We start from the raw sequence: 24,981 nt of genomic DNA, 5'->3' as shown, positions 1-24,981 counted from the left end.
AAGCTGACTGGTAAAACGGTCACTGTTACCGTGGATGTTCAGCGCAAAAGCGGTATCTTAGGCAGTATCTTTGGATATGCAAAGGGTACGGACGGCGCACCAGAGGGCGATGCTCTTGTGGGCGAGGAAGGCGAAGAACTTGTCCAGTCTGGTAACAAAGCGTATTTTGTTGGTACTGATGGTGCGGAAATCGTTCATTTGAATGAGGGCGATAAGGTTTACACTGCGGAAGAAACACGCAAAATTAAGCGTAGTGCAAAAATAGTCCGTGGCGTTGTTCCTGCCTTTGCTGGTGGTACTGGTTTGGGCAAGCCGAACAAAACCTATGATTCTGTACTGCCCAGCACTTCAACGGGCAAAAGCACAAGTAGCAGTAGTAGCAGCAGCTCCACAAGCAAAGCGGAGAGCGAATTTGAACGGCTTTATAAATACCATCAACATTTGCTCAATATGGATCAGGAAAGTGTTGCTGACTATATCGCATGGCTGGATAAAGCCTATCAGGAAGCCTATAAAAACGGCGAAATCGAACTTGATGACTATTACAAGTATCAAGAAGAGGTTTTCGACAAAGTAAAGTCCATGCTGGATGATGTGCGGCAGGAACACGAAAACGCTATTACTCTGACACAAAACTGGCTGGATAATGCGATTGCTGATGGTGACAGGGGTAAAATTACCCAATATACCTCTGAAATCGTGGCGCATTACAAAGCCATGCAGGAAGAACTTCATAAAGAAGCAGAGTATTACCGTTCTCTTGGGTATTCTGACACATCGGACGAGGTATCCAAATTAAGTGACCTCTGGTGGGACTATTACGATAAAATCAAGACCGTTTCCGCTGACGCATGGCAACAGGTGGTCGATAATGCAAATGACGCTCTTGACAGTGTTACAGACTTGTACGATACCCTCAAGGATGCGGCACAGGAATACGCAGAAAATGGTAACATTTCAGTCAAAACCTTGCAGAGCATTTATAAGCTGGGAGTCCAGAACCTTGCCTATCTGGAAAATGAAAATGGGCAGCTTGTTATCAACGAAGAGAATATCCAGAAAGTCATTGCAGCCCGTACACAGCAGATGGCGATTGAAACCGCCCTGAACTATATTCAGCAGCTTAGAACGGCTCTGACAAATGAAGATACGGCGGCACTCAATAACCTGATTTTTGCAACCGATGTTGCCGCCAACAGCACATGGGATTTGGTGTATGCTCAGTTGCAGTTGCTTGGTTTGGATGAATCACAATATAATGCGGCACTGCAAAGGATTAACACTTTACGATCTTTGGCAGATGTGGCAGTTACCAGTATTGGGCGTGTGGACAATGCCGCAAAAGAGGCATTAGAAAGCACAAGTCAAGCACTGGACGATATTCTTGAATATGTCAAAGACATGATCAAACAAGAGGTCGAAAATCAGGTGGATGCCCTTGAGGATCAGATTGACAAGTACAGAGAAATCGTTGATCTTCAAAAGAAATCCTTAGACTTAGAGCGTGAGAAGGACAGCTATACAAAGAGCGTTGCCGAAAAGACAAAGGCGATTGCACAGTTACAAGCCCGTATTGCGCAACTTGATTTGGATGACAGCAGAGAAGCACAGGCAAAAAAATCAAAGCTGATGGAGGAATTGGCTGACCTGAATAATGATCTTGCCGAGACTCAGGCAGACCATGCGTATGAAGTCAATTCTGACGCTCTTGACGCTATGGCTGATGCCTATGAGAAAGAAAAGAACAAGGAAATTGAGGTTTTGAAGAACACAATTTCTTCCGAAGAAAAGCTGTATTCTTTGGCGATTGACCGTATTTCAAATGAATGGGATACCCTGTATTCCGATCTTTGCGATTGGGCATATAACTATGGCAATGTCACCATTAACACGCTGACCGAAGCATGGAATGCCGCAAGTCAGGCAGTACAGCAGTACGGCAGTTATTTGAATGCCGTTGCCGCTACTCAAAGTCAACTGTCCGCTATTGATTCATCGTCCAGCACTGTAATTGGTAGCATGGGCGATTATGATACCAGCGGCGGCGCAACTATGAGCCGTGTTAAAGAGATTGTTGCTCAGATGAAAGCTAACTCAAAACAACATGGCAGCGAAGATGCGGCTGGAAAGTTGCGTCTGAACAAGGAAAACCTTCGATTGGGTGCAGAGTTACAAAGCCTTATTGGGCGTACCGTTGTTCGTGGCGATGATGGTGTGTGGTATCTGGACAAGGTAGGCGGCGCACAGTTGTATGCGACTTACCCTTATAGCACTTATCACACAGGCGGCATTGTAGGCGATGAACCTACGGCAAAGCAAGATGAAATGTTTGCATTGCTCAAAAAGAGAGAAGCGGTGTTTACTGAACCCCAACAGGAAACAATTTATCGTGTTCTCAAAGAGGATGAAACTGTGGCTGGCAAGCTGGGTATTAGCGGTTTATACAACAATATGAACGGCAGTATCTATGCGGAAATGCAGTCTCAAAACGCCATTAAGCGTGATATGCAACAGGCTCAGAGTACGGTTACAGGCGCACAGCAGAATTTCAACATTGAAAATCATGTTCCTGTTCATGTGATGGTTACTGAGAAGATTGACAAGTCGGACATTAAGCGGTTGAGCCGAGAGATCGGAGATGTTGCCAGTCAGGAGATTTACGAATCTTTTGTTCGTGGTGGCACAACAACGCTTAAAGGACGAATGTTAAGACCGAAATAAGGGAGGGGCGCAACGCCCTTCCCTTTGATTAAAAAAGGGAAAGGAGGTATATTTATTTGGTTATTGATTTTAGCAAAATTGATATGAGAAAACGCTAACCGAATAATTGGCCTCCAAATAGTATCCCGATTGTCCGTAACAGGGCAGTCGGGATTTTTTGCTTTTTCAAAATAAACTGATTGCCGTAATAGGACAATCATTCCAATTCATAGGATGAAGGAGAAGATAGGAGGCGATTTTTATTGATATGATCAATTTAGATAAAAACCAGCAAAATGCGTTTGAGCGTATGTTAATGGTAGGAATTGTTAAGACGCTGAAGGACGAAGGAATGCTTTCAGATGTGCAACTAAATTCCGCTATTTTAAAAATACAAGAGCAAAAGACTTGCACATCTAAAAAGATTGCAGTATAATAATAAAGACAAAGTTTAAGGGGAAAGTACAAATGAAAACGAATGTATCAAATTTCATTACTGTTCCGTCCATATCCATAAAAACTAAAAAGTTGCGTGTTTGTGCATATGCCCGTGTTTCTACGGATAAAGACGATCAGGCGAACAGCTATGAAAGTCAGGTGCGATACTTCACGGAATATATCAAACAGCATAGTGATTGGATTTTTGCTGGAATATACGCTGATGAAGGCATTTCTGGCACAAATACGAAAAAACGGCATGAGTTTAACCGTATGATCGTTGACGCTGAAAACGGCTTAATTGATCTGATTTTGACAAAGGAAGTCAGCCGTTTTGCCCGAAATACTGTCGATACCCTGAGTATTACCCGCTCATTGAAAAAGAAAGGTATCTATGTTATCTTTGTAAATGATAATATAAATACTGCTGACGGTGACGGCGAATTGCGCCTGTCGATTATGGCAACGATTGCACAGGACGAAAGCCGTAAAACCTCAGAGCGTGTAAAATGGGGGCAAAAAAGACAGATGGAAAAGGGAGTTGTGTTTGGGCGTGATATGCTTGGCTATAAAGTGGAGGGCGGTAAACTATACCTGAATGAAAAGGAAGCCGAAATTGTCAAACTGATATTCCATAAATTTACCAATGAGGGTAAAGGTACTCATGTTATCGCAAGAGAATTGCGGGAGGCTGGTATCAGCCCTATGCGTGTAAAAGAATGGTCAAATACAGTTATTTTGCGAGTGTTACGAAATGAGAAATATGTGGGGGATTTGTGCCAAAAGAAAACATATACCCCGGACTATTTGAGCCATGATAAGAAGTACAATCGTGGCGCAGAAGAGAAGGTTTATATTAAAGACCACCATCCCGAAATTGCGATTATTGATCGTGATTTGTGGGATCGTACACAGGCAGAATTGGAGCGGCGTTCACCTTCACCAGAGCAGAAAGCAAAGCATTCCAATCGGTACTGGTGCAGCGGTAAATTAATCTGTGGAGAGTGCGGAGGTCATTTCACAAGCAGAACACAACATCTCAAAAATGGAACGATTTACAAAGCGTGGCGGTGCTGGGAGTCCTCAAAACACGGATTGCCCAAATTAGACCCCTATGGAAATAATGTTGGTTGTGTTGGACGCTCCATTGGTGATCGTACCTTACGGTATCTGACTGCCTATGCGATAAATATGATTTCAGTGAATCGTGATTCGATTGTTGCGCAGCTCACACAAATCATTAAAGAGGTTTTGGCTGAAACTCCGCAAGCACCTTCCAAAGAGAAAATCGAAAAGCAGATAGAAAATCTGCAAAAGAAGAAAATGCACATTATTGATCTTGCCGCCGAGGGTTTGATTTCCAAAACCGATTTGAAAGAACAGAATGCTTTATATACGGCTCAGATTGACGAATTAACTGTAAAGCTGGCTGACGCAGAAAGTGCGGCAGTCGTAAGCAATGGACAGGCTAAACAGTTAGAGCAATATATCAAGCGGATCAAAGAATTAACCCATGTAGAGGATGATAACGAGCAGATATTGCATAACGCACTCAAAAAAGCTATCGTCTATAACGATGGATATGTCGATATGTATCTGAATATCATCCCATTTTGCGTTAGAATCTGGTATAAAACATCTGGAAAGATGGACTATTTCAAGGTCGAAGTGACCAATACTGAAATCATCAATTCAGATGTGCAATTTTGATACCGATATACCCACAGAGGAGGCTGGCGGCGGGGAGGCCCAGACCTTCCGCATGAGCATCAGCCGCGACCCCAACGAGACCCCGGCAGAGGGGGAGGAGATCACCGCCTATGCCCGGGTGGGTGACTCCTCCATCCTGTACCGCATCACCGGGGACTCCTATGAGAGCCTTATGAATGCCTCCTACGACGACCTGCGGCACCAGGAAGTGCTGCCTGCGGACGTATCCACAGTGAGCCAGATGGAGATCGCCCTGGAAGGAAGTACCTACACCCTGACCTCTCGCATGGAGGGCGAGGAACGGGTGTACGCCTATAAGGGGGCGGATGTGGACGCCGAAGAACTGACCCGGACCCTGTCTGCGCTGGAGGCGGAGGGATTCACCAGCCAGGAGCCCACCGGAAAGGAAGAGATCCGGATGACGGCCCAGCTGGACCGGGAGGGGTCCCCTGCCGTGAGTCTGGTCCTCTACCGCTATGACGGGGACAGCTGCCTGGCCGTGGTGGACGGGAAACCCACCTGCCTGGTGCCCCGGAGCCAGGTGGTGGACTTTATGGAAGCCGTGCGTGCCATCGTGCTGAAGTAACCGCATAAAAAACACAGGCCTTCTGTCCCCAGGACAGAAGGCCTGTGTTTGCTGCGTCATACAAGGGCAGAGGCCTCTCTCTTTTGCTGTTTTTGGGGAAAATGCGGGATTTACACCCCGAAGGAAGATGGTATAATAGAGGGACGAGTCCGGGAGGAACACCGGACTCCCTTTGGAAATTGGATGGAACAACGGAAAGCAATCTGAACGACAGAGAGGAGCGGATCAGGGTTCCGAAAAAATCAGCGAAGGAGACACATCCATGAAGTACGTAACCTACCAGAAGCAGGACCACGTGGCCGAGATCACCCTGAACCGACCGGAGGTCATGAACGCCTTTAACAGCCAGATGCTGGACGAGCTCATCCGGGCCTTCCAGATGGTGGAGCAGGACGGCGGCGTCTACAGCGTCATCCTGTCGGCCAACGGGGAGAAGGCCTTTTCGGCGGGGGGCGACATCCGGGAGGAGATCGCCACTGACGGTCCCGCGGCCCGGGCCTTTGGGGAAAAGGGCAAAGCCTGTGTCCGGGCCATTGAGCGGTGCCGGGTGCCGGTGATCTGTGCCGTCCACGGCTTCACCCTTGGGGGCGGCATGGAGCTGCTTTTGGTTTGCGATATGACGGTGGCGTCGGAGGACGCCAGGATTGGTATGCCCACCATCAAGCTGGGGACCATTCCCGGCTGGGGCTGCACCAAGAACCTGGCCGACGTGGTGGGTAAGTACCGGGCCAAGGAGCTGCTGCTCACCGGCCGGATGCTCTCGGCCAGGGAGGCCTATGACCTGGGGCTGGTGGAGTACGTGGTGCCCCGGGCGGAGCTGCTGCCCAAGGCCCGGGAGCTGGCCGAGACCATTGCGGACATGGCCCCCATCGCCGTGAAGGCCATGAAGTCCTGCATCGACCGGGGCTGGCAGATGAGCACGGAAGAGGCCTACGCCATGGAGACCGAGGCCTTTTCCATGTGCTACGATACCCAGGACAAGTTTGAGGCCATGTCGGCCTTTCTGGAAAAGCGGCCCCACCGACCCTATCAGTACCGGTGAGACCCACAGCCGCCTCTGGCGCTTTCGCGCCGGGGGCGGTTTTTCGCTGGTGGGGCGAATTTGCAGGAATTTGCAAAAACCCCCTATGCAAAAGAGGAGATTTATATTAAAATAGCCCCAAGAGAATTGGTTTCCCGGGGCAGGCCCAAGGGCCCGGCGGGGAACGGGAAGACGGGGTGCGCCCGGGGCGGACCCATTGGGAGGTTAGGATACAACATGGAGAAACCCAGGTACGAACGAATCCTGCTGAAGATCAGCGGCGAGGCCCTGGCGGGGGAGCCCGGCCGGGGGCTGGACTTTGACTTTATCCGTCAGGTGTGCTCTGTGGTGAAGGAATGCGCCCAGATGGGGGTGCAGGTGGGCCTTGTGGTGGGCGGCGGCAACTTCTGGCGCGGTCTGAAGGACGGCGGCGACAAGATGGAGCGCAGCCGGGCCGACCAGATGGGCATGCTGGCCACGGTGATCAACAGCCTGGCGCTGCAGGACGTTCTGGAGCAGCTGGGCCAGCCCGCCAGGGTGCTCACCTCGGTGGAGATGGGCCCTGTGGCCGAGCGCTATTCCCGGCCTCTGGCAGACCGGTACCTGAAGGAAGGACAGGTGGTCATCTTCGGCGGCGGCACCGGCAACCCCTACTTCTCCACGGATACCGCAGCGGTGCTGCGGGCAGTGGAGATCGGGGCGGACATGATCCTGCTGGCCAAGAACATCGACGGCGTGTACAGCGCTGATCCCAAGAAGGACCCCACCGCCGTGAAGTATGACCGGATCAGCTATGACCAGGTCCTGGCAGGCCACCTGCAGGTGATGGACCTGCCGGCTACCTCTCTGGCCCTGGAAAACCACATTCCCGTTATGATCTTTGCCCTGAAAGACCCGAGAAACATTCTTCGCGTTGTCACCGGAGAGAGAATCGGAACCATTGTAGAGGAGGAACCCAAATCATGAACGAAGTGTATAAAGAGTACGACGTAAAAATGCAGAAGACCGTGGAAGTCGTCATGAGCGACTTTGCTTCCGTCCGCGCCGGCCGGGCCAACGCCGCCGTGCTGGACAAGATCACCGTGGAGTACTACGGCACGGAGACCCCCATCCACCAGGTGGCCAGCATCTCCAACCCCGACGCCCGCACCCTGGTCATCCAGCCCTGGGACGGCACCCTGCTCAAGGCCGTGGAAAAGGCCATCCTCACCTCCGAGCTGGGCATCAACCCCCAGAACGACGGTAAGGTCATCCGCCTGGTCTTCCCCCAGCTCACCGAGGAGCGACGGAAGGAACTGACCAAGCAGGTCAAGAAGTTCGGTGAAAACGGCAAGGTGGCCATCCGCAACATCCGCCGGGATGCCATGGAAAAGTTCAAGGCCAGGAAGAAGAAGTCTGAGATCACCGAGGACGACCTGAAGGAATACGAAGAAGAAATGCAGAAGATGACTGACAAGCGCTGCAAGGAGATCGACGACCTGACTGCAAAGAAGGAAGCCGAACTCATGGCAGTGTAAGGCCATGGCATTTTGGCATAGAAAGAACAGAGGGCGGGGCGCAGGAGAGAAACCGGACCCCGCCCGTCTGCCAAGGCACGTGGCCATCATCATGGACGGCAACGGCCGCTGGGCCAAGAAGCGTGGCCTGCCCCGCACTGCCGGCCACGCAGCGGGGGCGGAGACCTTCCGCACCATCGCTTACTACTGCCGTGACCTTGGGATCCCCTACCTGACCGTCTACGCCTTCTCCACGGAGAACTGGAAACGTCCTGCGGAGGAGGTTTCTACCATCATGGACCTGCTGCGCAAGTACCTTCTGGAGGCCCTGGAGAAGATGGAAAAGGACGGGTTCCGCATCCGCTTTTTCGGTGACCTGGAGCCCCTGCCCCCGGCCCTGCGGGAACTCTGCCTGGAGGCTGAGCAGACCGGCAGCCAGGTGACCGCCGCCCGGCATCAGGTGAATGTCTGCCTGAACTACGGCGGGCGGGACGAGATCCTGCGGGCGGCCCGGGCCTGGGCCCAGGCCTGCCAGACCGGAAGGGAATCTCCCGAAGAACTGACCGAAGCGGTCTTTTCCCATTATCTGGACACGGCGGGGATCCCGGATCCGGACCTCGTCATTCGTCCCAGCGGAGAGCTGCGGCTCTCCAATTTCCTGCCCTGGCAGTCCGCCTATGCGGAGTTTTACTTCACCGACACCCTCTGGCCCGACTTCGGGCCCGCCGAACTGGACAAAGCACTGGTGGACTACCAGCGCCGTCAGCGGCGGTTCGGAGGCGTGTAAAGACAGGAACAGGAAAGCCGAGCATGACCATCCTTTTTGTGGTCCTTGGCACCCTTGCAATCCAGCAGAAAGGACGGTCGTTTCCATGAAAAGTCGTATCCTCGTGGCCTGTGTGGGGATCCCCCTCATCCTGGTGGTGCTCTTTGCGCTGCCAGAGGCCTTTACTCCTGCGCTGGTGGCAGTGCTCTCCGCGGTGGGCACCTATGAGGCCCTCCACGCCATCGGCATGAACCACCCCCGCATCGCCCTGTACACCGCTGCCCTGGCTGTGCTCATCCCCTTCTGGGTGTACTACGGCGAGGACCACACCTGGGCCCTGCTGGGCCTTATGATCTACCTGGTGCTCATCTTTGCCGAGGCCTTCGCCAGCCATTTCCGGGTGAAGATCGACCGGGTAGGCGCCGGGTTCTTCTTCGCCCTGGTGATCTCCTACTGCCTGTCCTCCGTCGTGCGGATCGGCGCCCTGGAGCTGCGCACCAGCTACATCTTCCTGCCCTTCGTCCTGCCCTTTGTGGTGGACGCTGCGGCCATGATCACCGGCATGTTCCTGGGCAAGCGGAAGATGACCCCCAACCTCTCCCCGAAGAAAACGGTGGAGGGGGCTATCGGCGGTCTCATCGCCGGGGTGGTCATCTGCATCCTCTACGGCATCGCCTTCCGGTTTATCACCAAGGTGGAGGTCAACTACTACTTCCTGGCGGTGTATGGTATTCTGGGCGGCGTCATCACCGAGATGGGTGACCTGGCCTTCTCCTACATCAAGCGGACCCGGAAGGTCAAGGACTTTGGCCATATTTTCCCCGGCCACGGCGGAGTGCTGGATCGGTTTGACAGCGTGATCTTCTGCGCGCCTCTCCTCCAGCTGCTCATCACCTGGCTGCCGGCCTTTAAGTAAAAAAGAAAGGGATGGTATCTTATGGATCGCACCATTTCCGTTCTGGGCTCTACCGGCTCCATCGGGACCCAAACCCTGGAGGTGGCGGAAGCCTGCGGCTTCCGGGTGGCGGCGCTGGCCGCGCACCGGAACATTGACCTGCTGGAACAGCAGGCCCGACAATTCCATCCCTTCGTAGCAGCGGCGGCGGACCCTACCGCCGCCGCTGCTTTGCGTCTCCGGCTGGCGGATACCGACATCCGTGTGGTAGCCGGGGAGGAAGGGGTGTGCCAGGCGGCGTCCCTGCCCCAGGCGGACACGGTGGTGGCCGCCCTGGTGGGCATCGCCGGGCTGGTTCCCACCCTGGCTGCCATTGACGCAGGCAAGCGGGTGGCCCTGGCCAACAAGGAGACCCTGGTGTGCGCCGGTCCCCTGGTGATGGCCCGAGCCAAAGAAAAGGGGGCGGAGATCCTGCCGGTGGACTCGGAGCACTCCGCCATCTTCCAGTCTCTCCAGGGCAGCCACGACCGGGAGGTTAAGCGTATTCTGCTCACCGCTTCCGGGGGCCCCTTCTTTGGAAAGACCCGGGAGGAGCTGGAGGAAGTGACCCCGGCCCACGCTCTGAAGCACCCCAACTGGTCCATGGGCGCCAAGGTGACCATTGACTCGGCCACCCTTATGAACAAGGGCCTGGAGCTGCTGGAGGCCATGTCCCTGTTTTCTGTGCCGCCGGAACAGATCGAAATTTTAGTCCATCGGGAGAGCATCATCCACTCTGCGGTGGAATACTGTGACCATAGCGTGATCGCCCAGCTGGGGGCGCCGGATATGCGTCTGCCCATTCAGTACGCCCTGACCTGGCCCCAGCGCCTGCCCGGCCCGGCCAGGGAGCTGGATCTGTTTTCCTGCGGGCAGCTGACCTTTGCCCGGCCCGACCTGGAGACCTTCCGCTGCCTGGCCCTGGCCATGGCGGCCGCCCGGGAGGGGGGCACCGCCCCGGCCATTCTCAACGGGGCCAACGAGGTGGCGGTGGCCCGGTTCCTGGCGGGAAAGCTGGGCTTTTTGGAGATCGCGCAGGTGGTGGAGCAGGCGCTGCGCACGGTGGCCCGCCCGCCCCTGACCCTGGAAGGGGTGTTCCAGGCGGACACCCTGGCCCGCCGGGCGGCAGAGTCTGCCGCCGATGCCCTGGCCCGGTAAAACGGTCCCGGCCGGGCAGGAATCCTGACCGTTTGAGGTGACCAAGTGATCTATATTATCGTAGGAATTCTTTTGTTTGGCCTTCTCGTGGCGATCCACGAGGGGGGGCACTTCCTGGCGGCCAAGGCCCTGGGGGTGCAGGTCAACGAGTTTGCCATCGGGATGGGCCCCGCTCTCTTCTCCCGGCAGAAGGGCGAGACCCAGTACTCCCTGCGGCTGTTTCCCATCGGCGGCTACTGCGCCATGGAGGGAGAGGATGAGGACACCGGGAATCCCCGGTCCTTTACCAGCAAATCCCCCTGGCGGCGGGTGGTCATCCTGGTGGCAGGGTCAGCCAGCAACTTTGTGGCGGGCTTTCTCATCGTGGTGATTTTGGTGGCCGCCGCCGGCAGCTATGCCGTGCCGGTGGTCCAGAGCCTGGAGGAGGACTTTCCCTGCGCCGGGGAAGAGGGCCTCATGCCTGGGGACCGGATCCTCTCGGTGAACGGGAAGAAGGTGTGGGTCTACTCGGACGTGAGCACCTACCTCACCATGACCGCCGGAGACCCCACCAAGGACCTGGTGGTGGAGCGAAACGGGGAGAAGGTGGTGCTGAACGACCTGCCTCTGGTGCCCCAGACGTACGAGATCGACGGCCAGAAGGTGACCATGTACGGCATTTACTTTGCCAAGGAGGAAGCGACGCCCCTGGGCGTTCTGCGGCAGAGCTGGGATACCAGCCTGTACTTTGCCCGGGCGGTCTGGTCCGGGCTGGCCATGCTGGTGCAGGGCCAGGTGGGGCTCAGCGATATGTCCGGCCCTGTGGGCATCGTCTCTTACCTGGGCGAAGCCGGAGAGCAGGGGGGCAGCGTGGCGGCCGGGATGCAGAACGTGCTCTATATCATTGCCCTCATCGCCGTGAACCTGGCGGTGATGAACCTGCTGCCCATCCCCGCCCTGGACGGCGGCCGGATCTTCCTGCTGGTGGTGAGCGAGGTGTTCTATCTGATCACCCGGCGGAAGCTGGACCCCAAGTACGAGGCCTATCTCCATGCAGGCGGGTTTGTCCTGCTGATGCTGCTCATGGTGGTGGTGACCTTCAGTGATGTGTGGAAGCTGGTGAGATAAGATGAAAACAAAGCAGATCCAAGTGGGTGGCCTGGCCATCGGCGGCGGGGCCCCCGTGTCCATTCAGTCCATGACCAACACCCCCACCCAGGACGTGGAGGCAACGGTCGCCCAGATCCGCCGCTTGCAGGCGGCTGGGTGCCAGATCGTCCGGGTGGCGGTGCCCAACATGACCGCCGCCAAGGCGGTGGGACAGATCAAGGAGGCCATCGACCTGCCTTTGGTGGTGGACATTCATTTTGATTACCGCCTGGCCCTGGAGTGCATCGAGGCCGGGGCCGACAAGGTGCGCATCAACCCCGGAAACATCGGGGAGCCGGAGCGGGTGAAGGCAGTGGCCCTGGCCTGCGCCCGGAAGAACATCCCCATCCGCATCGGCGTCAACGGAGGGTCGCTGGAGAAGCCCCTGCTGGCCAAGTATGGGGGCGTGACCCCCCAGGCCATGGTGGACTCCGCCTTCGGCCACATCGCTCTGCTCAACCGCTATGACTTTGACGACATCTGTGTGTCTCTGAAATCTTCCTCCGTCTCCACTACCATGCAGGCATATGCCCTCATGCATGAGCAGTCCCATTACCCCCTCCACCTGGGGGTGACCGAGGCGGGGACCTTGAAGATGGGGACCCTGAAATCTGCCGCCGGGATCGGCGGCCTGCTGGGCCTGGGCATCGGGGACACCCTGCGGGTGACCCTCACCGCCGACCCGGTGGAGGAAGTGTACGCCGCCCGGGATATCCTCAAGGCGGTGGGCCTGCGGAAGGAGGGGCCGGAGCTCATTGCCTGCCCCACCTGCGGCCGTACCCGGATCGACCTCATCGACCTGGCCCACCAGGTGGAGCAGCGGCTGACCCAGGTGACCAAGCCCATTACCGTGGCGGTGATGGGGTGCATGGTGAACGGCCCCGGGGAGGCCTCCGCAGCCGACGTGGGCATCGCCGGAGGCAACGGCACGGGGCTTCTCTTCCGCAAGGGCGAGGTGCTCAAGCAGGTGCCCCAGGAGGCCCTGCTGGATGAGCTCATGGCGCTCATTGACGAAATCCCCTGAGAAAGGACATGCTGATGCCAGAGAAAAATCTGCCTTTTTTTGAACTGTTTTCCCAGTACCGGCCGGACCCTGCTCTGGCCGGGGAACTGAGCGCCTGGCTGGCCACCCGCGCCGTGGTGGACAGCCGGGCCCGCACCATAGAGGTTTCGCTGTTGTGTCCCGTCCTGCCCGACGGGGCACTTTTGCAGCAGGTGGAGGCCGATCTGTGCCGGATCTACGGCATGACCGCCTGCCTGCTCCATCCGGCTCTGGCCCAGGCGCCGGAGCCGGTCCTTCCCGCTGAGGACGTTCCCCCTGTAGAGGCAGCCCCTCCCGTGGAGGAAGTCCCCCCGGCGGAGGAGATCCCCTTCCCGGAGGAAGCCCCTCCGGAAGCCCCGCCCCCGGAGGACCTGCCGCCTCTGGAGGAACCGCCCATGAGCGAGCAGGAGCGCCTCTTCCGCCAGACGGAGGAGATGCGCCGGAAAGCCATGGCCCAGGCCATGGCAGCCCAGGAGGCCCAGCGGGGCTTTTCCGCCAAGCGGATCTACGGGCCCCGGGCCATTAAGAAGAAACCCGTTCCCATGAACACCCTGGAGCTGGATATGGGCGCTGTGGTGGTAGAGGGAGACGTATTTGCCGTGGAGCACCGGGAGCTGAAAAAGCGTAACGCCTGGGTGGTGAGCTTTGACCTCACCGACTACACCAGCTCCATCCGGGTGACCAAGTTCATGCCCGGGGAAGAGGCCAAGCCCATTGTGGACGGGGTCAAGAAAGGGATGCACCTGAAAGTCTCCGGACGGCTGAACCTGAACCGCTTTGACAACGACATGGTGCTGGAGCCCCTGGCCATTGAGACGGCGGAGAAGGAGAGCCGGAAGGACGAGGCCCCGGAGAAGCGGGTGGAGCTCCACTTACATACCCGCATGTCCCTGATGGACGCCCTCACCGACACCGCCGACGTGGTGAAGCGGGCCATTTCCTGGGGGCATCCTGCCATTGCCATCACCGACCACGGGGTGGCCCAGTCCTTCCCCGACGCCTATAACACCGGCAAAGGGAAGATCAAGGTGCTGCTGGGCACCGAGGCCTACTACCTGAACAACGTAGACGACAAGCTGGTGGTCCACGGAGACCAGGACCAGGACCTGGACCTGGACGGCCCTGTGGTGTGCTTCGACCTGGAGACCACGGGCCTGAGCAAGACCGAGGACCGGATCACGGAGATCGGCGCGGTGATCTTAGAGGGGGGCGAAGTGAAGGAACGGTTCCAGACCTTTGCCAACCCCCAGAAGCCCCTGCCCCCCAACATCGTCCAGCTCACCGGCATCACTGAGGATATGCTGGTGGGGGCCCCCAGCCAGGAGGAGGCCATCCAGGCCTTTCTGGCCTTTGCGGACGGGCGGCCTCTGGCGGCCCACAACGCAGAGTTTGACATTGGGTTTATCCGGGAGGGGTGCCGCCGGTACGGCATCGACTTCCAGCCCACAGTGATCGACACCCTCCCCCTGGCCCAGAAGCTGCTGCCCGAGCTGGGCAAGTACAAGCTGGACGTGGTGTCCCGCCACCTGAACCTGCCGGAGTTTAACCACCACCGGGCCTCGGACGACGCGGCCATGGTGGGCTATATGCTGGTGCCCTTCATTCAGATACTCCGGGACCGTGGGGTGAACACCATTGGGCAGATTAACCCGGCCATGGCCCGGAACCACACCATTGGCAAGGCCAAGCGGATGCCCAAGCACCTCATTGTGCTGGCCAAGAACCAGGCCGGCCTGCGGAACCTGTATAAACTCATCTCCCTGGGCCACTTAAAGTACTTTAAGCGCTTCCCCATCATGCCCAAGAGCGAGATCAACGCCAACCGGGAGGGCCTCATTTTGGGCTCTGCCTGCGAGGCGGGAGAGCTCTACCAGGCCATTGTCCGGGGGAAGGAATGGGAGGAGCTCAAGCGCATTGCCTCCTGGTATGACTTTTTGGAGATCCAGCCCCTGTCCAACAATGGCTTCATGGTGCGGCCCGACCGGAACGGCAGGACCATCGCCAGGGACTGGGAGCAGATCAGGGAGTGGAACCGGACGGTGGTCCGTCTGGGGGAGGAGCTGGGCAAGCCGGTGTGCGCCACCGGAGACGTCCACTTTCTGGACCCGGAGGAGGAGATCTACCGCCACGTGCTCCTGGACACCAAGGGCTTTGACGACGCCGACGCCCCCAACCCCCTGTACTTCCGCACCACGGAGGAGATGCTGGCGGAGTTCTCTTACCTGGGGCCGGAGAAGGCCTACGAGGTGGTGGTGACCAACACCAACCTGGTGGCCTCCTGGTGCGAGGACGTGGCCCCTCTGCCCAAGGGCCTCTTTGCCCCCAAGCTGGAGAACTCCGCCGAGGAGCTCCACAGTCTGGTGTGGGGCAAGGCCCACGAGCTCTACGGAGAGGACCCGCCCCAGATCGTAAAGGACCGTATCCAGCTGGAGCTGCCGGGTATCATTGAGCGGAAGTACGACGTGATCTATATGTCCGCCCAGAAGCTGGTGCAGAACTCCCTGGAAAACGGCTACCTGGTGGGCTCCCGTGGTTCGGTGGGTTCCTCTATCGTGGCCTTCCTGTCGGGGATCACGGAGGTGAACTCCCTGCCGCCCCACTATCGCTGCCCCAACTGCAAGCACTCGGACTTTGCCGCCGGGGAGGGGTATGGCTGCGGAGCGGACATGCCCGACGGGGTGTGCCCTGTGTGCGGCACCCCCTACGTGAAGGACGGCTTCAACATCCCCTTCGAGACCTTCCTGGGCTACGGCGGTAAGAAGGTGCCGGATATCGACCTGAACTTCTCGGGAGAGTATCAGGCCAACGCCCACCGGTACACCTTTGAGCTCTTCGGTGAGAACCATGTGTTCCGGGCGGGGACCATTGGCACCGTGGCGGAAAAGACCGCCTACGGCTACGTCAAGAAATACCTGGCGGCCCGGGGCTTGCAGGTGACCAAGGCGGAGGAGAACCGTCTGGCCCTGGGGTGCACCGGGGTCCGCCGGACCACAGGCCAGCATCCCGGCGGCATGGTGGTCATTCCCCAGGACCATGAGATCTATGACTTCTGCCCGGTGCAGCACCCGGCGGACGACACGGGGACGGACATCATCACCACCCACTTTGACTACCACAAGATGGAGGACAACCTGCTGAAGCTGGACATTCTGGGGCACGACGACCCCACCATGATCCGCATGATGGAGGACCTCACCGGGGTGAACGCCCAGCAGATCCCTCTGGACGACCAGGACACCATGAGCCTCTTTACCACCTCGGCAGCCCTGGGCTACGAGGAGGACCCGGTGCTGGGACCCACAGGCGCTGTGGCCATTCCGGAGTTTAACACCAAGTTCACCCGCCAGATGCTCCAGGACACCATGCCCACCAAGTTCAACACCCTCATCCGTCTGTCCGGCTTCTCCCACGGCACCGATGTGTGGCTGGGCAACGCCCGGGACCTGATCGTGTCGGGCACGGCTACGGTTGACTCCACCGTGGGCTGCCGTGACGACATCATGCTCTACCTCATGGAGCAGGGGGTGGAGCCCAAGATGGCCTTTGACATCATGGAGGCGGTGCGTAAGGGCAAGGTAAAGAAGGGGGGCTTCCAGGAGGGCTGGGAGGAGGCCATGCGGGCCTGCGATGTGCCCGACTGGTACATTGACTCCCTGGGTAAGATCGGCTATCTCTTCCCCAAAGCCCACGCTGTGGCCTACGTGATGATGGCCTTCCGCATCGCCTGGTTCAAAGTCCACCGGCCTCTGGCCTTTTACGCAGCCTACTTCTCCATCCGGGCCAAGGCCCTGGACGCCACCTGTATGTGCCAGGGCATGGAGGTCTGCCAGCAGAAGATGCGGGAGATCCAGGCCAAGGAGAAGGACGCAGCGGCGGTAGAGGAAGACATGATGGTCACCCTGGAGGTCTGCTACGAGTTCTACCTGCGGGGCTTCACCTTTGCGACCATTGACCTGTACCGGTCGGACGCCACCAAGTTCCTGATGGACGAGGAGAGCAACGCCCTGCTGCCGCCCTTTACGGCCATTCCCGGTCTGGGAGAGACGGCGGCCATCTCCATTGTGGAGAATCGGGAAGGGCGGCACTTCATCTCCCAGGAGGAACTGCTGGCGGCCTGCCCCAAGGTTTCCAAGACCCACGTGGAGCAGCTGCGTGCGGCGGGGGCGTTGGGGTCCATGCCGGAGACCAGCCAGATATCCCTCTTTTAAAAATGATAAATTACAGCCTCTGCGCGCGCCCTTCGGGCACACTGGAGGCTGAGAAGGAAAAAAGTCCTGGCAGAGCCAGGGCTTTTTTCTATCCCATTTTCTTCCCCTGTCTGGGGACAGGGGAACGCTGGGAGGCTGAGGAGAAAGGTGCCCATCCCTTCTTATAGGGTGGAGGAGAGGGACGACTTGTCCGGTGGGCAGAGACTGGAAACCGGACTGTGCCCTGTGGCCTTGGGAAGAAGGTCTTGGGTTTTCTTCCAGAGAAAAAGAAACGATTTTTTCTTTTCTGCGCCGGGCGTAGCGCCGCTCTTAGGAAGTAAGGTTGTTATATTGTTTTGTTGGTAAGGTTGTTAGGGGGCCAAAAATGACCTGCCCCCAGGCCAAATCTTACCATAGGTCGGACGAAGGGAGACCCGCCCCCTGGGCCGTATATGACCTGCCCTTTTTGGGCAGGTCCACGGTGTATGGGGGGACGAAAAGATAGATGTGGTTGGCTCGGCCCTGGTCAGAGCGCTCCCGCCGGATGAGTCCCTTCTCCTCCAGCTCCCGCAAACTGCGTTTAATGGAGGAGACCCCTTTGGCCAGGTCCAGGGAGAGCTCCTTGTTGGGGTAGACCACGTAGACCGTGCCGTCCGGCCCGGTCCAGTTGTTTTTCTGGGAGAGGGTGCCCCGGTCCAGCAGCAGGCTGCAGACCAGCAGCGCTGTGGAGGAGAGGCCCTGGTTCGTCAGGAAGCGGGGCAGGGGGAGGTAGTTGGTGATGACCCGGTCTGTGGTCAGCGGGGCGAGGGTGCGGTTGGGTGCGATCCAGTTTCGGTTTGCGATGGTACATGCCTCCTTTCAGGTCGAGTGGGGCCGAAACCGGCCCCTTACCCCTGGTGGAACACCCCCATTTTGAGGACGTTTCTGTACACCCAAGGAGAGGGGAAATTCTGTTTGCGGGCCTGTTTTGGGACAAAAGAACACCCGCCGCCTGCCGGGTGATTCCGGCGGGCGGCGGGTGGTTTGTGGATCAGTTGATCTTGAGCCCTTCCCAAAGGGTGTTCATGTAGGAGAGCATGTCGTCGGGGAGGTTGCGGTAGGCCAGGTGGTTGTATTTCTCAGAGAAATCGTCCATGGGAGGATACAAGATCTCCATGGCCTCTTCGCCCATATCCTCCTGGTAGCCCTCGTCCTCGTAGACCAGAGCATTGGGGGAGGCGTACCAGATGTACTCTGCGTTGGCGATGGCGGCCTCCTTGCTGAGCATGAAATCGATGAAGATCTCTGCCAGCTCCTGGTTCTGGCAGGAGGAGGGGATGCACATGGCGTCGATGAAGTAGTTGGTGGGCTCGGGATAGTAGAACTGCAGGTCCACGGTGTCGGCCTGGGCGTCCACCATGGTGAAGTAGTCCCCGGCGTAGTAGGCGCCCACGGCGGCCTCGCCGGACTCCAGGGCGTTAAAGATCTCGTCCATCACGTAGGCCTTCACCAGGGGACGCTGGTTCATGAGTTCCTGGAGGGCCCGGTCCCACTGAGCCTTGTCCTGGGTGTTCACGTCGATGCCCAGCTTGTACATGGCGGTGCCCAGGGCGTCCCGGGAGTTGTTGAACTGGAGGATGGAACGGGCGTACTTGGGGTTCCACATAAGGTCCCAGCCCTTGGCGTCGGCGGGGTCTACCTCGTTGGCGTTGTAGATGATGCCCACGATGCCGTAGGTGTAGGGAATGGAGTACTGGTCCTCGGGGTCATAGTAGAGGCCCCGGAACTGCTCTCCGATGTGCTCGTAGTTGGGGATGTTCTCGAAGTTCAGGGGGAGGAGCATGTTTTCCTCCCGCAGGCGGGCGACCATATAGTCCGAGGGGATGATCACGTCGTAGCTCACTGCGCCGCTTTTCAGCTTGGCGTACATATCCTCGTTGCTGGCGTAGGTGGAGTAATTGACCTTGACCTTCTGGCCGTAGTTCTCTTCGTACCAGGTTTCAAAAGCCTTGATGGTGTCCAGCGAGCCGTCCGAGCCGTCGGAGATGTACTCGCCCCAGTTGTAGACGTTAAGCTCCAGAGTATCAGAGCTCTTGCCCACCAGGGAGACCACCAGCACCAGGGCGGCGGCAGCGGCCAGGACCGAACCTGCCACGGCCTTTTTCCCCCGGTCGGAGAGCTCTTTTTTCTTCCTGCCGGATTTTTTGGCTTTGCGGGCCTGGGCGGTGTCCTCGTCCATGAGGTTTGTGATGAGGAGCAGAGCCAGGATGGCGAAGAAGATAATGGTGGCCAGGGCGTACATCTTGGGGGTGACCGTCTTTTTGGTCATGTTGTAGATGCGGATGGGGAGGGTCTCAAAGCCGTTGCCTGCGGTGAAGTAACTGATGACGAAGTCATCCAGGGAGAGGGTAAAGGACATCATAAGGCCGGTGAGCACACCGGGCATGATTTCCGGCAGCTCCACCTTCAGAAAGGCCCGGAAAGGGGTGCAGCCCAGGTCCATGGCGGCTTCCGGCAGGGCTTTGTCCATCTGCCGGAGCTTGGGCAGCACCTGCAGGATCACGTAAGGCAGGCAGAAGGTGATGTGGGCGATGAGCATGGTCCAGAAGTTAAGGCTGGTGGACAGGCCCATAAGGCGCCCGGCGAAGACGAACATAAGCATCAGGGAGATACCGGTGATGATGTCCGGGTTCACCATGGGGATGTTGGTGACGGTGTTCATGGCGGCCCGCATGTAGCGGCTGCGGAGCTTGTTGATGCCCACGGCGGCGGCGGTACCCATGATGGTAGAGAGGATGGCGGCGCAGAGGGCCAGCACCAGGGTATTCTTCAGGGCGCCCAGGGTGTTGGTGTCCCGGAAGAGCTCCTTGTACCAGTGGAGGGAGAAGCCGGAGAACACCGACAGGCTGTTGGACTCGTTAAAGGAGAAGACCAGCAGGATGGCAATGGGGGCGAAGAGGAAGAGGAAAATGAGGGCGGTATATACTTTTGCGATCGGTTTCATGGTTTAGATCCCTCCCTCGACGTGTTTGCTGGCCAGCTTCCGCATGAGGGCCATGCAAAGCAGCAGGACCACCATGAGGACAAAGGCGATGGCGGCGACGAAGTGGAGGTTGTTGGCCACGTATTGGCCTTCGATGGCGTCGCCGATGAGGAAGAACTTGCCGTCGCCCAGTTTCTGGGAGATGTAGAAGGTACTGATGGACGGGATCAGCACCATGGTGACGCCGGAGATGACGCCGGGCAGGCTCAGGGGCCAGATGACCCTCCGCAGGACACCGAAGCTGTTGCAGCCCAGGTCCCGGGCAGCCTCGATGAGCTTCACGTCCATCTTGGCCATGATGGAGTAGAGGGGGAGGATCATGTAGGGGAAGTAGTCGTAGACCATGCCGATGACCACGGCGGCCTCGGTGCCGATGATGTGGACCCCGGGGAGGCGGAGGGCGGTCAGGAAGTTATTGAGGATACCCGTGTCCTGGAGAATGGTCATCCAGGCGTAGGTGCGGATGAGGAAGTTCATCCACATGGGGATCATGATGATGGTCACGATGGTTTTCTGCACCTTGGGTTCGGCCCGGGCCATGATGTAGGCCAGGGGGTAGCCCAGGATGAGACAGATGAGGGTGGAGATCGCAGCCAGCTTCAGGGAGCGCCAGGAGATGAGCAGGTAGGTGTAGACCTCCTTGGAGGCGCCGCCCTCGGTCATCATGGTGGAGGTGGCGGTGAAAAAGCGCTGGATGTTCTCCAGGGTAAATTGGAAGTTGTTGTCGGTGAAGGCGTAGTAGGCCACAAAGACCAGGGGGACGAGGATGAACACCACCGCCCAGATGGAGTAGGGGCCCAGGGCCAGGTGATCGGCCCGGGCGATGCGCCGTTCATCCCGGGAGAGGGCGTTTTTCATTCATCCTCCTCGCTTTCTGCGTCGGACAGTTCGTCCAGTTCGTTGGAGAAGGAGGAGTAGTCGCCGTAGAGGTCGGAGTACTCGGACTTTTTCATGATGTGGATGGCGTCGGGCTCCAGGGTGATGCCGATGCGCTCATCCACATCCACAAAGTCGGTGGTCTGGATCATCCACTTAAAGCCGCCCACGTCCACGATGATCTCGTAGTGGACCCCCATGAAGGTGACGGAGGTGACCACGCCGGTGAGCTGGCCCTGTTCCAGGGGGACGATGTCCACGTCCTCAGGGCGGACCACCACGTCTACGGGCTCATTGCGGGCGAAGTCCTTGTCCAGACATTGGAAGGTCTGGCCGGAGAAGGTGACCTTGTAGTCCTCCAGCATGACCCCGTCCAGGATGTTGCTCTCCCCGATGAAGTCAGCCACAAAGGCGTTCACAGGCTCGTTGTAGATGTCGATGGGGGTACCGATCTGGTGGATCTTTCCTTCGGACATGACCACCACGGTGTCGGACATGGAGAGGGCTTCCTCCTGGTCGTGGGTAACGAAGACGAAGGTGATCCCGGTCTGCTTCTGGATCTTTTTCAGTTCCACCTGCATGTCCTTGCGGAGTTTCAGGTCCAGAGCGCCCAGAGGCTCGTCCAGCAGGAGGACCCGGGGATGGGCGATAAGGGCCCGGGCGATGGCCACCCGCTGCTGCTGACCGCCGGAGAGGCGGGTGACGCTGCGGTGCTCAAAGCCTTTGAGGGCCACCAGGGAGAGGATCTCGGTGACCTGCTTTTCGATCTCGTCTTTGGGGACCTTCTTTTCCCGCAGGGGGAAGGCCACGTTTTCAAAGACGTTCAGGTGGGGGAAGAGGGCGTATTTCTGAAAGACCGTGTTGACGCTGCGCTTGTAGGGGGGCAGGTTGTTGATCTTCTCCCCCAGAAAGATGATGTCGCCCTCGTCGGGGGTCTCGAAGCCGCCGATCAGGCGGAGCAGTGTGGTTTTCCCGCAGCCGGAGGGACCCAGCAGGGTGATAAACTCGTTGTCGTAGATGTCCAGGTCGATGCCCCGGAGGACGGGGTCCCCGTCAAAGGATTTGGTAATGTGTTTCAGCTCGATGATTTTTTTCATAAACACCCTCCCGCGCACAAAAAAAGTGACCGATGCCGAAGGCATACAGTCACTTGCAAAATCCACGCAACAAAGCAAGGGTGGAACTATCAGAAGAATGCAGAGTCTATATAGCAAAGAAACTTACTTTTACTACTCTTATTGATCATTTCACAAGTTTGTATGCCTCAGGGGCACTGGTTTATAGTTACCAACTTATAAAACTTGGGCTTTTAACCCAATCAATAAGGCAACAAGAAGTTGCCGCCGCATCATGCGGAACTCGGCATTCGACCCGGCTGTCCGTGTGGCCTTGGCTGAGGGGAGAAAACACCGCTCAGCGGTCGTGTCTTGCTTTGGAAAGACTCAGTATTCTCATTTCCAATGGAAGATTGGTTTCATCGTAACAGAAATGACGAATCCTGTCAAGAAAGACTTTTGAAAGGGGCAAGAATAGACTTTTGAAAGGGGCAGCAAGGGGGGCTCTTCGTTCGGTCAGATAGAGGACGGGAGTGTCAAGTTACCTGTCTGGCAGAGGGCCCCTTTCAAAAGTAAAGGCTCGCAGACTCTGCGTGCGCCCTTCGGGCACACTGGAGTCTGAGCAGGAAAAAAGCCTTGGCAAAGCCAAGACTTTTTTGCATTTGATTTCCTTCCCCTGTCTGCGGACAGGGGAACTCTGCGAGGCTGAGCACGACCTTTCCTTGTCTTTCTTATGCAGGCAGGAGGGCGCATGCAGGGGTGTTTGATCTTTTCTGTCAAAGCGTTCCCCAATCGACGGGGACCCGCAGTATAGCCCCAGGCCAGCGAGTGGGAACGAGCGGACAATCAATGGGGTCCTGGGGCTTGCCCCGGCGCTCTTTCGCCCGGTCTTTCTCTGGAGAAAGACCGGGAAAGGTCTCCCATCCCCCCGGGGTGGAGGCGTGAAGTAACCTGTCAGGATAACAGCACCCGGGATCGGTGGGACCCCTTCACTCGACCTTAGTGAGGGGCCTTACCTGCCTATATTATATAAGGTGTTGTCTTAGCGGGCTTCGGTGTCCCAGTGAACCCCGGGGAAGTAGGTCTCTGCAAAGTCCACCTGGGGCAGGGTCCAGACTCTCCCGTTGAGGGGAGCCAGGCATCCGGCCTCCGTGGTGAACTGAAAGGCCAGCTTGTAGGAGCAGAGGGCCTGTCCGCCGGTGCGGCCAAACTTTTTGTTCTCCCGCTCCCGGCCGTACTTGCCGTCTCCCAGGAGGGGATGTCCGGCCGCGGCGAACTGGGCCCGGATCTGATGGGTCCGTCCGGTGATGAGGCGGCACTCCACCAGAGACAGGCCGTTCTTTTTGGCCAGGGTGCGGTAGAGGGTGAGGGCGGTGCGCCCGCCTTCCACCGGACGACGATGGACCGACACCTGCTTTTTGGCCTCGTCCTTCAGGAGGAAGGCCTCCAGCTTGCCCTCCGGGGGCTGCATGGAACCCAGCACCACGCAGAGATAGGACTTCTCCACCTCCCGGTCCCGGATCTTCTGGTTCATGATCCGCAGGGTCTCGGCGTTTTTGGCGGCGATGACGATGCCGCTGGTGTTCCGGTCAATGCGGTTGCACAGGGCGGGGGCAAAGGAGTTTTCCCAGTAGGGGCTCCACTCCTTCTTCTGGTAGAGATAGGCCTGGATGTGGGTGATGAGGGTGTTCACCCGTTCGTGCTCGTCCGGGTGGACCACCAGGCCGGCCCGTTTGTTGACCAGCAGGAGGTTTTCGTCCTCGTAGACGATGTCCAGCTGGGGCTTGAACACCGAGAGGAAGGCGTTTTCCGGGGTGGGGGTCTCAAAGAACTCGTCGTTGATATAGAGCTGGAGAAGGTCACCCTTCACCAGACGGGTGTCCCGCTTGGCGCCCTTGCCGTTGAGCTTCACCCGCTTGATGCGGATGTACTTCTGGGCCAGAGGGGCGGGGAGGACAGGAAGGGTCTTGCTGAGCCAGCGATCCAGCCGCTGGCCGGCGTCGTTGGGGCCGATGGTAAATTCCCGCATGGGTATCCGCACCTTTCTGATGGGAGGGCAGGGGGCCTCTTGACGGAGAGGGGAGAGGACGTGTATACTATATGCACAAAGAGAGGGCCACAGCCTGCTGTATTTTTTGCCCTCGCATTATAGCATATCTTGGGCCGAATTTGAAGAAAGTATTTGACAAGACTCATTTTTTTTGTTAAAATACTTCCCGTACCATGTGAGGAGTGTGCTATGCGACTGAATCTGCAACCCATCATTCATGTGCCCGGCGCAAGCCTTTCCTTCGACTTTACCCTGGATCTGTCCGGGGAAGAGTTCTTCGGAGAGCACCCGATCTCCCGTCCTGTTCAGGTCACGGGAAGCGTGAAGAACATCGCCGATGTTCTGGTGCTGGAGGGCCAGGCTTCGTCCCTTTTGGACTATACCTGCGACCGGTGTATGGTTCAGTTCAGCCGGGAAAAAACCGTGCGTCTCTCCTATCTGCTGGCAGAACAGCTGGAGGGAGAGGAAGAGGATGACATCATCCTTCTGGAGGACGGCGAAGTGGACCTGGGCGACTTGGCCTACACAGCTTTTGTCTTCAACATGGATACCAAACATTTATGCTCAGAAGACTGCAAGGGACTTTGCCCTGGCTGCGGCGCCAACCTGAATCAGGAGCCCTGTCGGTGCAAAAAGCAGGCCGATCCCAGATGGGCCGCTCTCGAGCAGCTACTTAATAAAAACTGAGTAGTAACCACTTTGCCCGTGAGGGCATCACCAAGGAGGTGTCTCGAAATGGCGGTTCCGAAGAGTAAAGTCTCTAAGCAGAGACGGGATAAGCGGCGTGCCAACTGGAAGCTGGCAGCTCCCGC

General features: G+C 57.6%; 20 protein-coding genes. 15 read left to right on the top strand and 5 right to left on the bottom strand.

The window, feature by feature from the left end; genetic code table 11:
- The 13 genes from SOR61_RS05290 to SOR61_RS05230 form a co-directional block, all read left to right on the top strand.
- The coding region (locus SOR61_RS05290) for a hypothetical protein (RefSeq protein ID WP_320611633.1) at positions 1–2,721 on the top strand (2,721 nt) is incomplete at its 5' end.
- 247 nt (positions 2,722–2,968) lie between these two features.
- Positions 2,969–3,136, top strand: a complete 168-nt coding sequence (locus SOR61_RS05285; RefSeq protein ID WP_320611632.1) for a hypothetical protein — start codon at positions 2,969–2,971, stop codon at positions 3,134–3,136.
- Positions 3,137–3,168: 32 nt separating this feature from the next.
- Positions 3,169–4,848 carry a recombinase family protein gene (locus SOR61_RS05280; protein ID WP_320611631.1) on the top strand — a complete coding sequence of 560 codons (1,680 nt, stop codon included), beginning with the start codon at positions 3,169–3,171 and terminating at the stop codon, positions 4,846–4,848.
- Positions 4,849–4,900: 52 nt separating this feature from the next.
- A complete protein-coding gene (locus SOR61_RS05275) occupies positions 4,901–5,434 on the top strand; it encodes a DUF4340 domain-containing protein (RefSeq protein WP_320611630.1) in 534 nt (177 codons plus the stop codon).
- Positions 5,435–5,696: 262 nt separating this feature from the next.
- On the top strand, positions 5,697–6,476 hold the full coding sequence (locus tag SOR61_RS05270; protein ID WP_320611629.1) for an enoyl-CoA hydratase/isomerase family protein: 780 nt from the start codon (positions 5,697–5,699) through the stop codon (positions 6,474–6,476).
- 216 nt (positions 6,477–6,692) lie between these two features.
- A complete protein-coding gene (pyrH, locus tag SOR61_RS05265) occupies positions 6,693–7,421 on the top strand; it encodes a UMP kinase (RefSeq protein WP_320611628.1) in 729 nt (242 codons plus the stop codon).
- Positions 7,418–7,972, top strand: coding sequence for a ribosome recycling factor (gene frr / locus SOR61_RS05260; protein WP_320611627.1), 555 nt, complete (start codon positions 7,418–7,420; stop codon positions 7,970–7,972). The genes pyrH and frr overlap by 4 nt, the downstream gene beginning before the upstream one ends.
- Positions 7,973–7,976: 4 nt before the next feature.
- The gene (locus SOR61_RS05255; RefSeq protein ID WP_320611626.1) at positions 7,977–8,738 is read left to right on the top strand and encodes an isoprenyl transferase; all 762 of its coding nucleotides are present in this window, start codon (positions 7,977–7,979) and stop codon (positions 8,736–8,738) included.
- 85 nt (positions 8,739–8,823) lie between these two features.
- Positions 8,824–9,633 carry a phosphatidate cytidylyltransferase gene (locus tag SOR61_RS05250; protein ID WP_320611625.1) on the top strand — a complete coding sequence of 270 codons (810 nt, stop codon included), beginning with the start codon at positions 8,824–8,826 and terminating at the stop codon, positions 9,631–9,633.
- Between the two features lie 21 nt (positions 9,634–9,654).
- Positions 9,655–10,809 carry a 1-deoxy-D-xylulose-5-phosphate reductoisomerase gene (locus tag SOR61_RS05245; RefSeq protein ID WP_320611624.1) on the top strand — a complete coding sequence of 385 codons (1,155 nt, stop codon included), beginning with the start codon at positions 9,655–9,657 and terminating at the stop codon, positions 10,807–10,809.
- Between the two features lie 45 nt (positions 10,810–10,854).
- On the top strand, positions 10,855–11,916 hold the full coding sequence (locus tag SOR61_RS05240; RefSeq protein ID WP_320611623.1) for a M50 family metallopeptidase: 1,062 nt from the start codon (positions 10,855–10,857) through the stop codon (positions 11,914–11,916).
- A gap of 1 nt (position 11,917) precedes the next feature.
- Complete coding sequence (gene ispG, locus SOR61_RS05235) at positions 11,918–12,961, top strand: flavodoxin-dependent (E)-4-hydroxy-3-methylbut-2-enyl-diphosphate synthase (protein ID WP_320611622.1); 1,044 nt, start codon at positions 11,918–11,920, stop codon at positions 12,959–12,961.
- A 14-nt stretch (positions 12,962–12,975) separates the two neighbouring features.
- Positions 12,976–17,187, top strand: coding sequence for a PolC-type DNA polymerase III (locus SOR61_RS05230; protein ID WP_320611621.1), 4,212 nt, complete (start codon positions 12,976–12,978; stop codon positions 17,185–17,187).
- Positions 17,188–17,574: 387 nt separating this feature from the next.
- On the opposite strand, the gene SOR61_RS05225 is transcribed toward SOR61_RS05230, so the two are convergent.
- The 5 genes from SOR61_RS05225 to SOR61_RS05205 form a co-directional block, all read right to left on the bottom strand.
- Positions 17,575–17,916, bottom strand: coding sequence for a replication initiator protein A (locus tag SOR61_RS05225; protein ID WP_407066509.1), 342 nt, complete (start codon positions 17,914–17,916; stop codon positions 17,575–17,577).
- 280 nt (positions 17,917–18,196) lie between these two features.
- Positions 18,197–20,149, bottom strand: coding sequence for an extracellular solute-binding protein (locus SOR61_RS05220; RefSeq protein ID WP_320611620.1), 1,953 nt, complete (start codon positions 20,147–20,149; stop codon positions 18,197–18,199).
- A 3-nt stretch (positions 20,150–20,152) separates the two neighbouring features.
- Positions 20,153–21,046 carry an ABC transporter permease gene (locus tag SOR61_RS05215; RefSeq protein WP_320611619.1) on the bottom strand — a complete coding sequence of 298 codons (894 nt, stop codon included), beginning with the start codon at positions 21,044–21,046 and terminating at the stop codon, positions 20,153–20,155.
- Entirely contained in the window at positions 21,043–22,161 is a 1,119-nt protein-coding gene (potA, locus tag SOR61_RS05210; RefSeq protein WP_320611618.1) for a spermidine/putrescine ABC transporter ATP-binding protein, read from the bottom strand. Before potA ends, SOR61_RS05215 begins: the two co-directional genes overlap by 4 nt.
- 1,000 nt (positions 22,162–23,161) lie before the next feature.
- Positions 23,162–24,148 carry an RluA family pseudouridine synthase gene (locus SOR61_RS05205; protein WP_320611617.1) on the bottom strand — a complete coding sequence of 329 codons (987 nt, stop codon included), beginning with the start codon at positions 24,146–24,148 and terminating at the stop codon, positions 23,162–23,164.
- A 210-nt stretch (positions 24,149–24,358) separates the two neighbouring features.
- Between SOR61_RS05205 and SOR61_RS05200 the strand changes: the two genes are divergently transcribed.
- Complete coding sequence (locus SOR61_RS05200) at positions 24,359–24,856, top strand: DUF177 domain-containing protein (protein ID WP_320611616.1); 498 nt, start codon at positions 24,359–24,361, stop codon at positions 24,854–24,856.
- A gap of 48 nt (positions 24,857–24,904) precedes the next feature.
- Positions 24,905–24,981 (top strand): 50S ribosomal protein L32 (gene rpmF / locus SOR61_RS05195; RefSeq protein WP_320611634.1); only part of this gene is annotated, 77 nt, incomplete at its 3' end.

Source organism: Evtepia sp. (assembly GCF_034090835.1).
In the GTDB taxonomy this organism is placed as follows: domain Bacteria; phylum Bacillota; class Clostridia; order Oscillospirales; family Oscillospiraceae; genus Evtepia.
The sequence above is the reverse complement of the archived record's forward strand: the minus strand, read 5'-3'. Positions and strand labels throughout refer to the sequence as shown.

Bases quoted from the DNA above. Each gene is read 5' to 3' on its own strand.
- SOR61_RS05285 (WP_320611632.1), top strand. From the start codon at position 2,969: ATGATCAATTTAGATAAAAACCAGCAAAATGCGTTTGAGCGTATGTTA.
- SOR61_RS05280 (WP_320611631.1), top strand. From the start codon at position 3,169: ATGAAAACGAATGTATCAAATTTCATTACTGTTCCGTCCATATCCATA.
- SOR61_RS05275 (WP_320611630.1), top strand. From the start codon at position 4,901: ATGAGCATCAGCCGCGACCCCAACGAGACCCCGGCAGAGGGGGAGGAG.
- SOR61_RS05270 (WP_320611629.1), top strand. From the start codon at position 5,697: ATGAAGTACGTAACCTACCAGAAGCAGGACCACGTGGCCGAGATCACC.
- pyrH (WP_320611628.1), top strand. From the start codon at position 6,693: ATGGAGAAACCCAGGTACGAACGAATCCTGCTGAAGATCAGCGGCGAG.
- frr (WP_320611627.1), top strand. From the start codon at position 7,418: ATGAACGAAGTGTATAAAGAGTACGACGTAAAAATGCAGAAGACCGTG.
- SOR61_RS05255 (WP_320611626.1), top strand. From the start codon at position 7,977: ATGGCATTTTGGCATAGAAAGAACAGAGGGCGGGGCGCAGGAGAGAAA.
- SOR61_RS05250 (WP_320611625.1), top strand. From the start codon at position 8,824: ATGAAAAGTCGTATCCTCGTGGCCTGTGTGGGGATCCCCCTCATCCTG.
- SOR61_RS05245 (WP_320611624.1), top strand. From the start codon at position 9,655: ATGGATCGCACCATTTCCGTTCTGGGCTCTACCGGCTCCATCGGGACC.
- ispG (WP_320611622.1), top strand. From the start codon at position 11,918: ATGAAAACAAAGCAGATCCAAGTGGGTGGCCTGGCCATCGGCGGCGGG.
- SOR61_RS05230 (WP_320611621.1), top strand. From the start codon at position 12,976: ATGCCAGAGAAAAATCTGCCTTTTTTTGAACTGTTTTCCCAGTACCGG.
- SOR61_RS05220 (WP_320611620.1), bottom strand. From the start codon at position 20,149: ATGAAACCGATCGCAAAAGTATATACCGCCCTCATTTTCCTCTTCCTC.
- SOR61_RS05215 (WP_320611619.1), bottom strand. From the start codon at position 21,046: ATGAAAAACGCCCTCTCCCGGGATGAACGGCGCATCGCCCGGGCCGAT.
- potA (WP_320611618.1), bottom strand. From the start codon at position 22,161: ATGAAAAAAATCATCGAGCTGAAACACATTACCAAATCCTTTGACGGG.
- SOR61_RS05205 (WP_320611617.1), bottom strand. From the start codon at position 24,148: ATGCGGGAATTTACCATCGGCCCCAACGACGCCGGCCAGCGGCTGGAT.
- SOR61_RS05200 (WP_320611616.1), top strand. From the start codon at position 24,359: ATGCGACTGAATCTGCAACCCATCATTCATGTGCCCGGCGCAAGCCTT.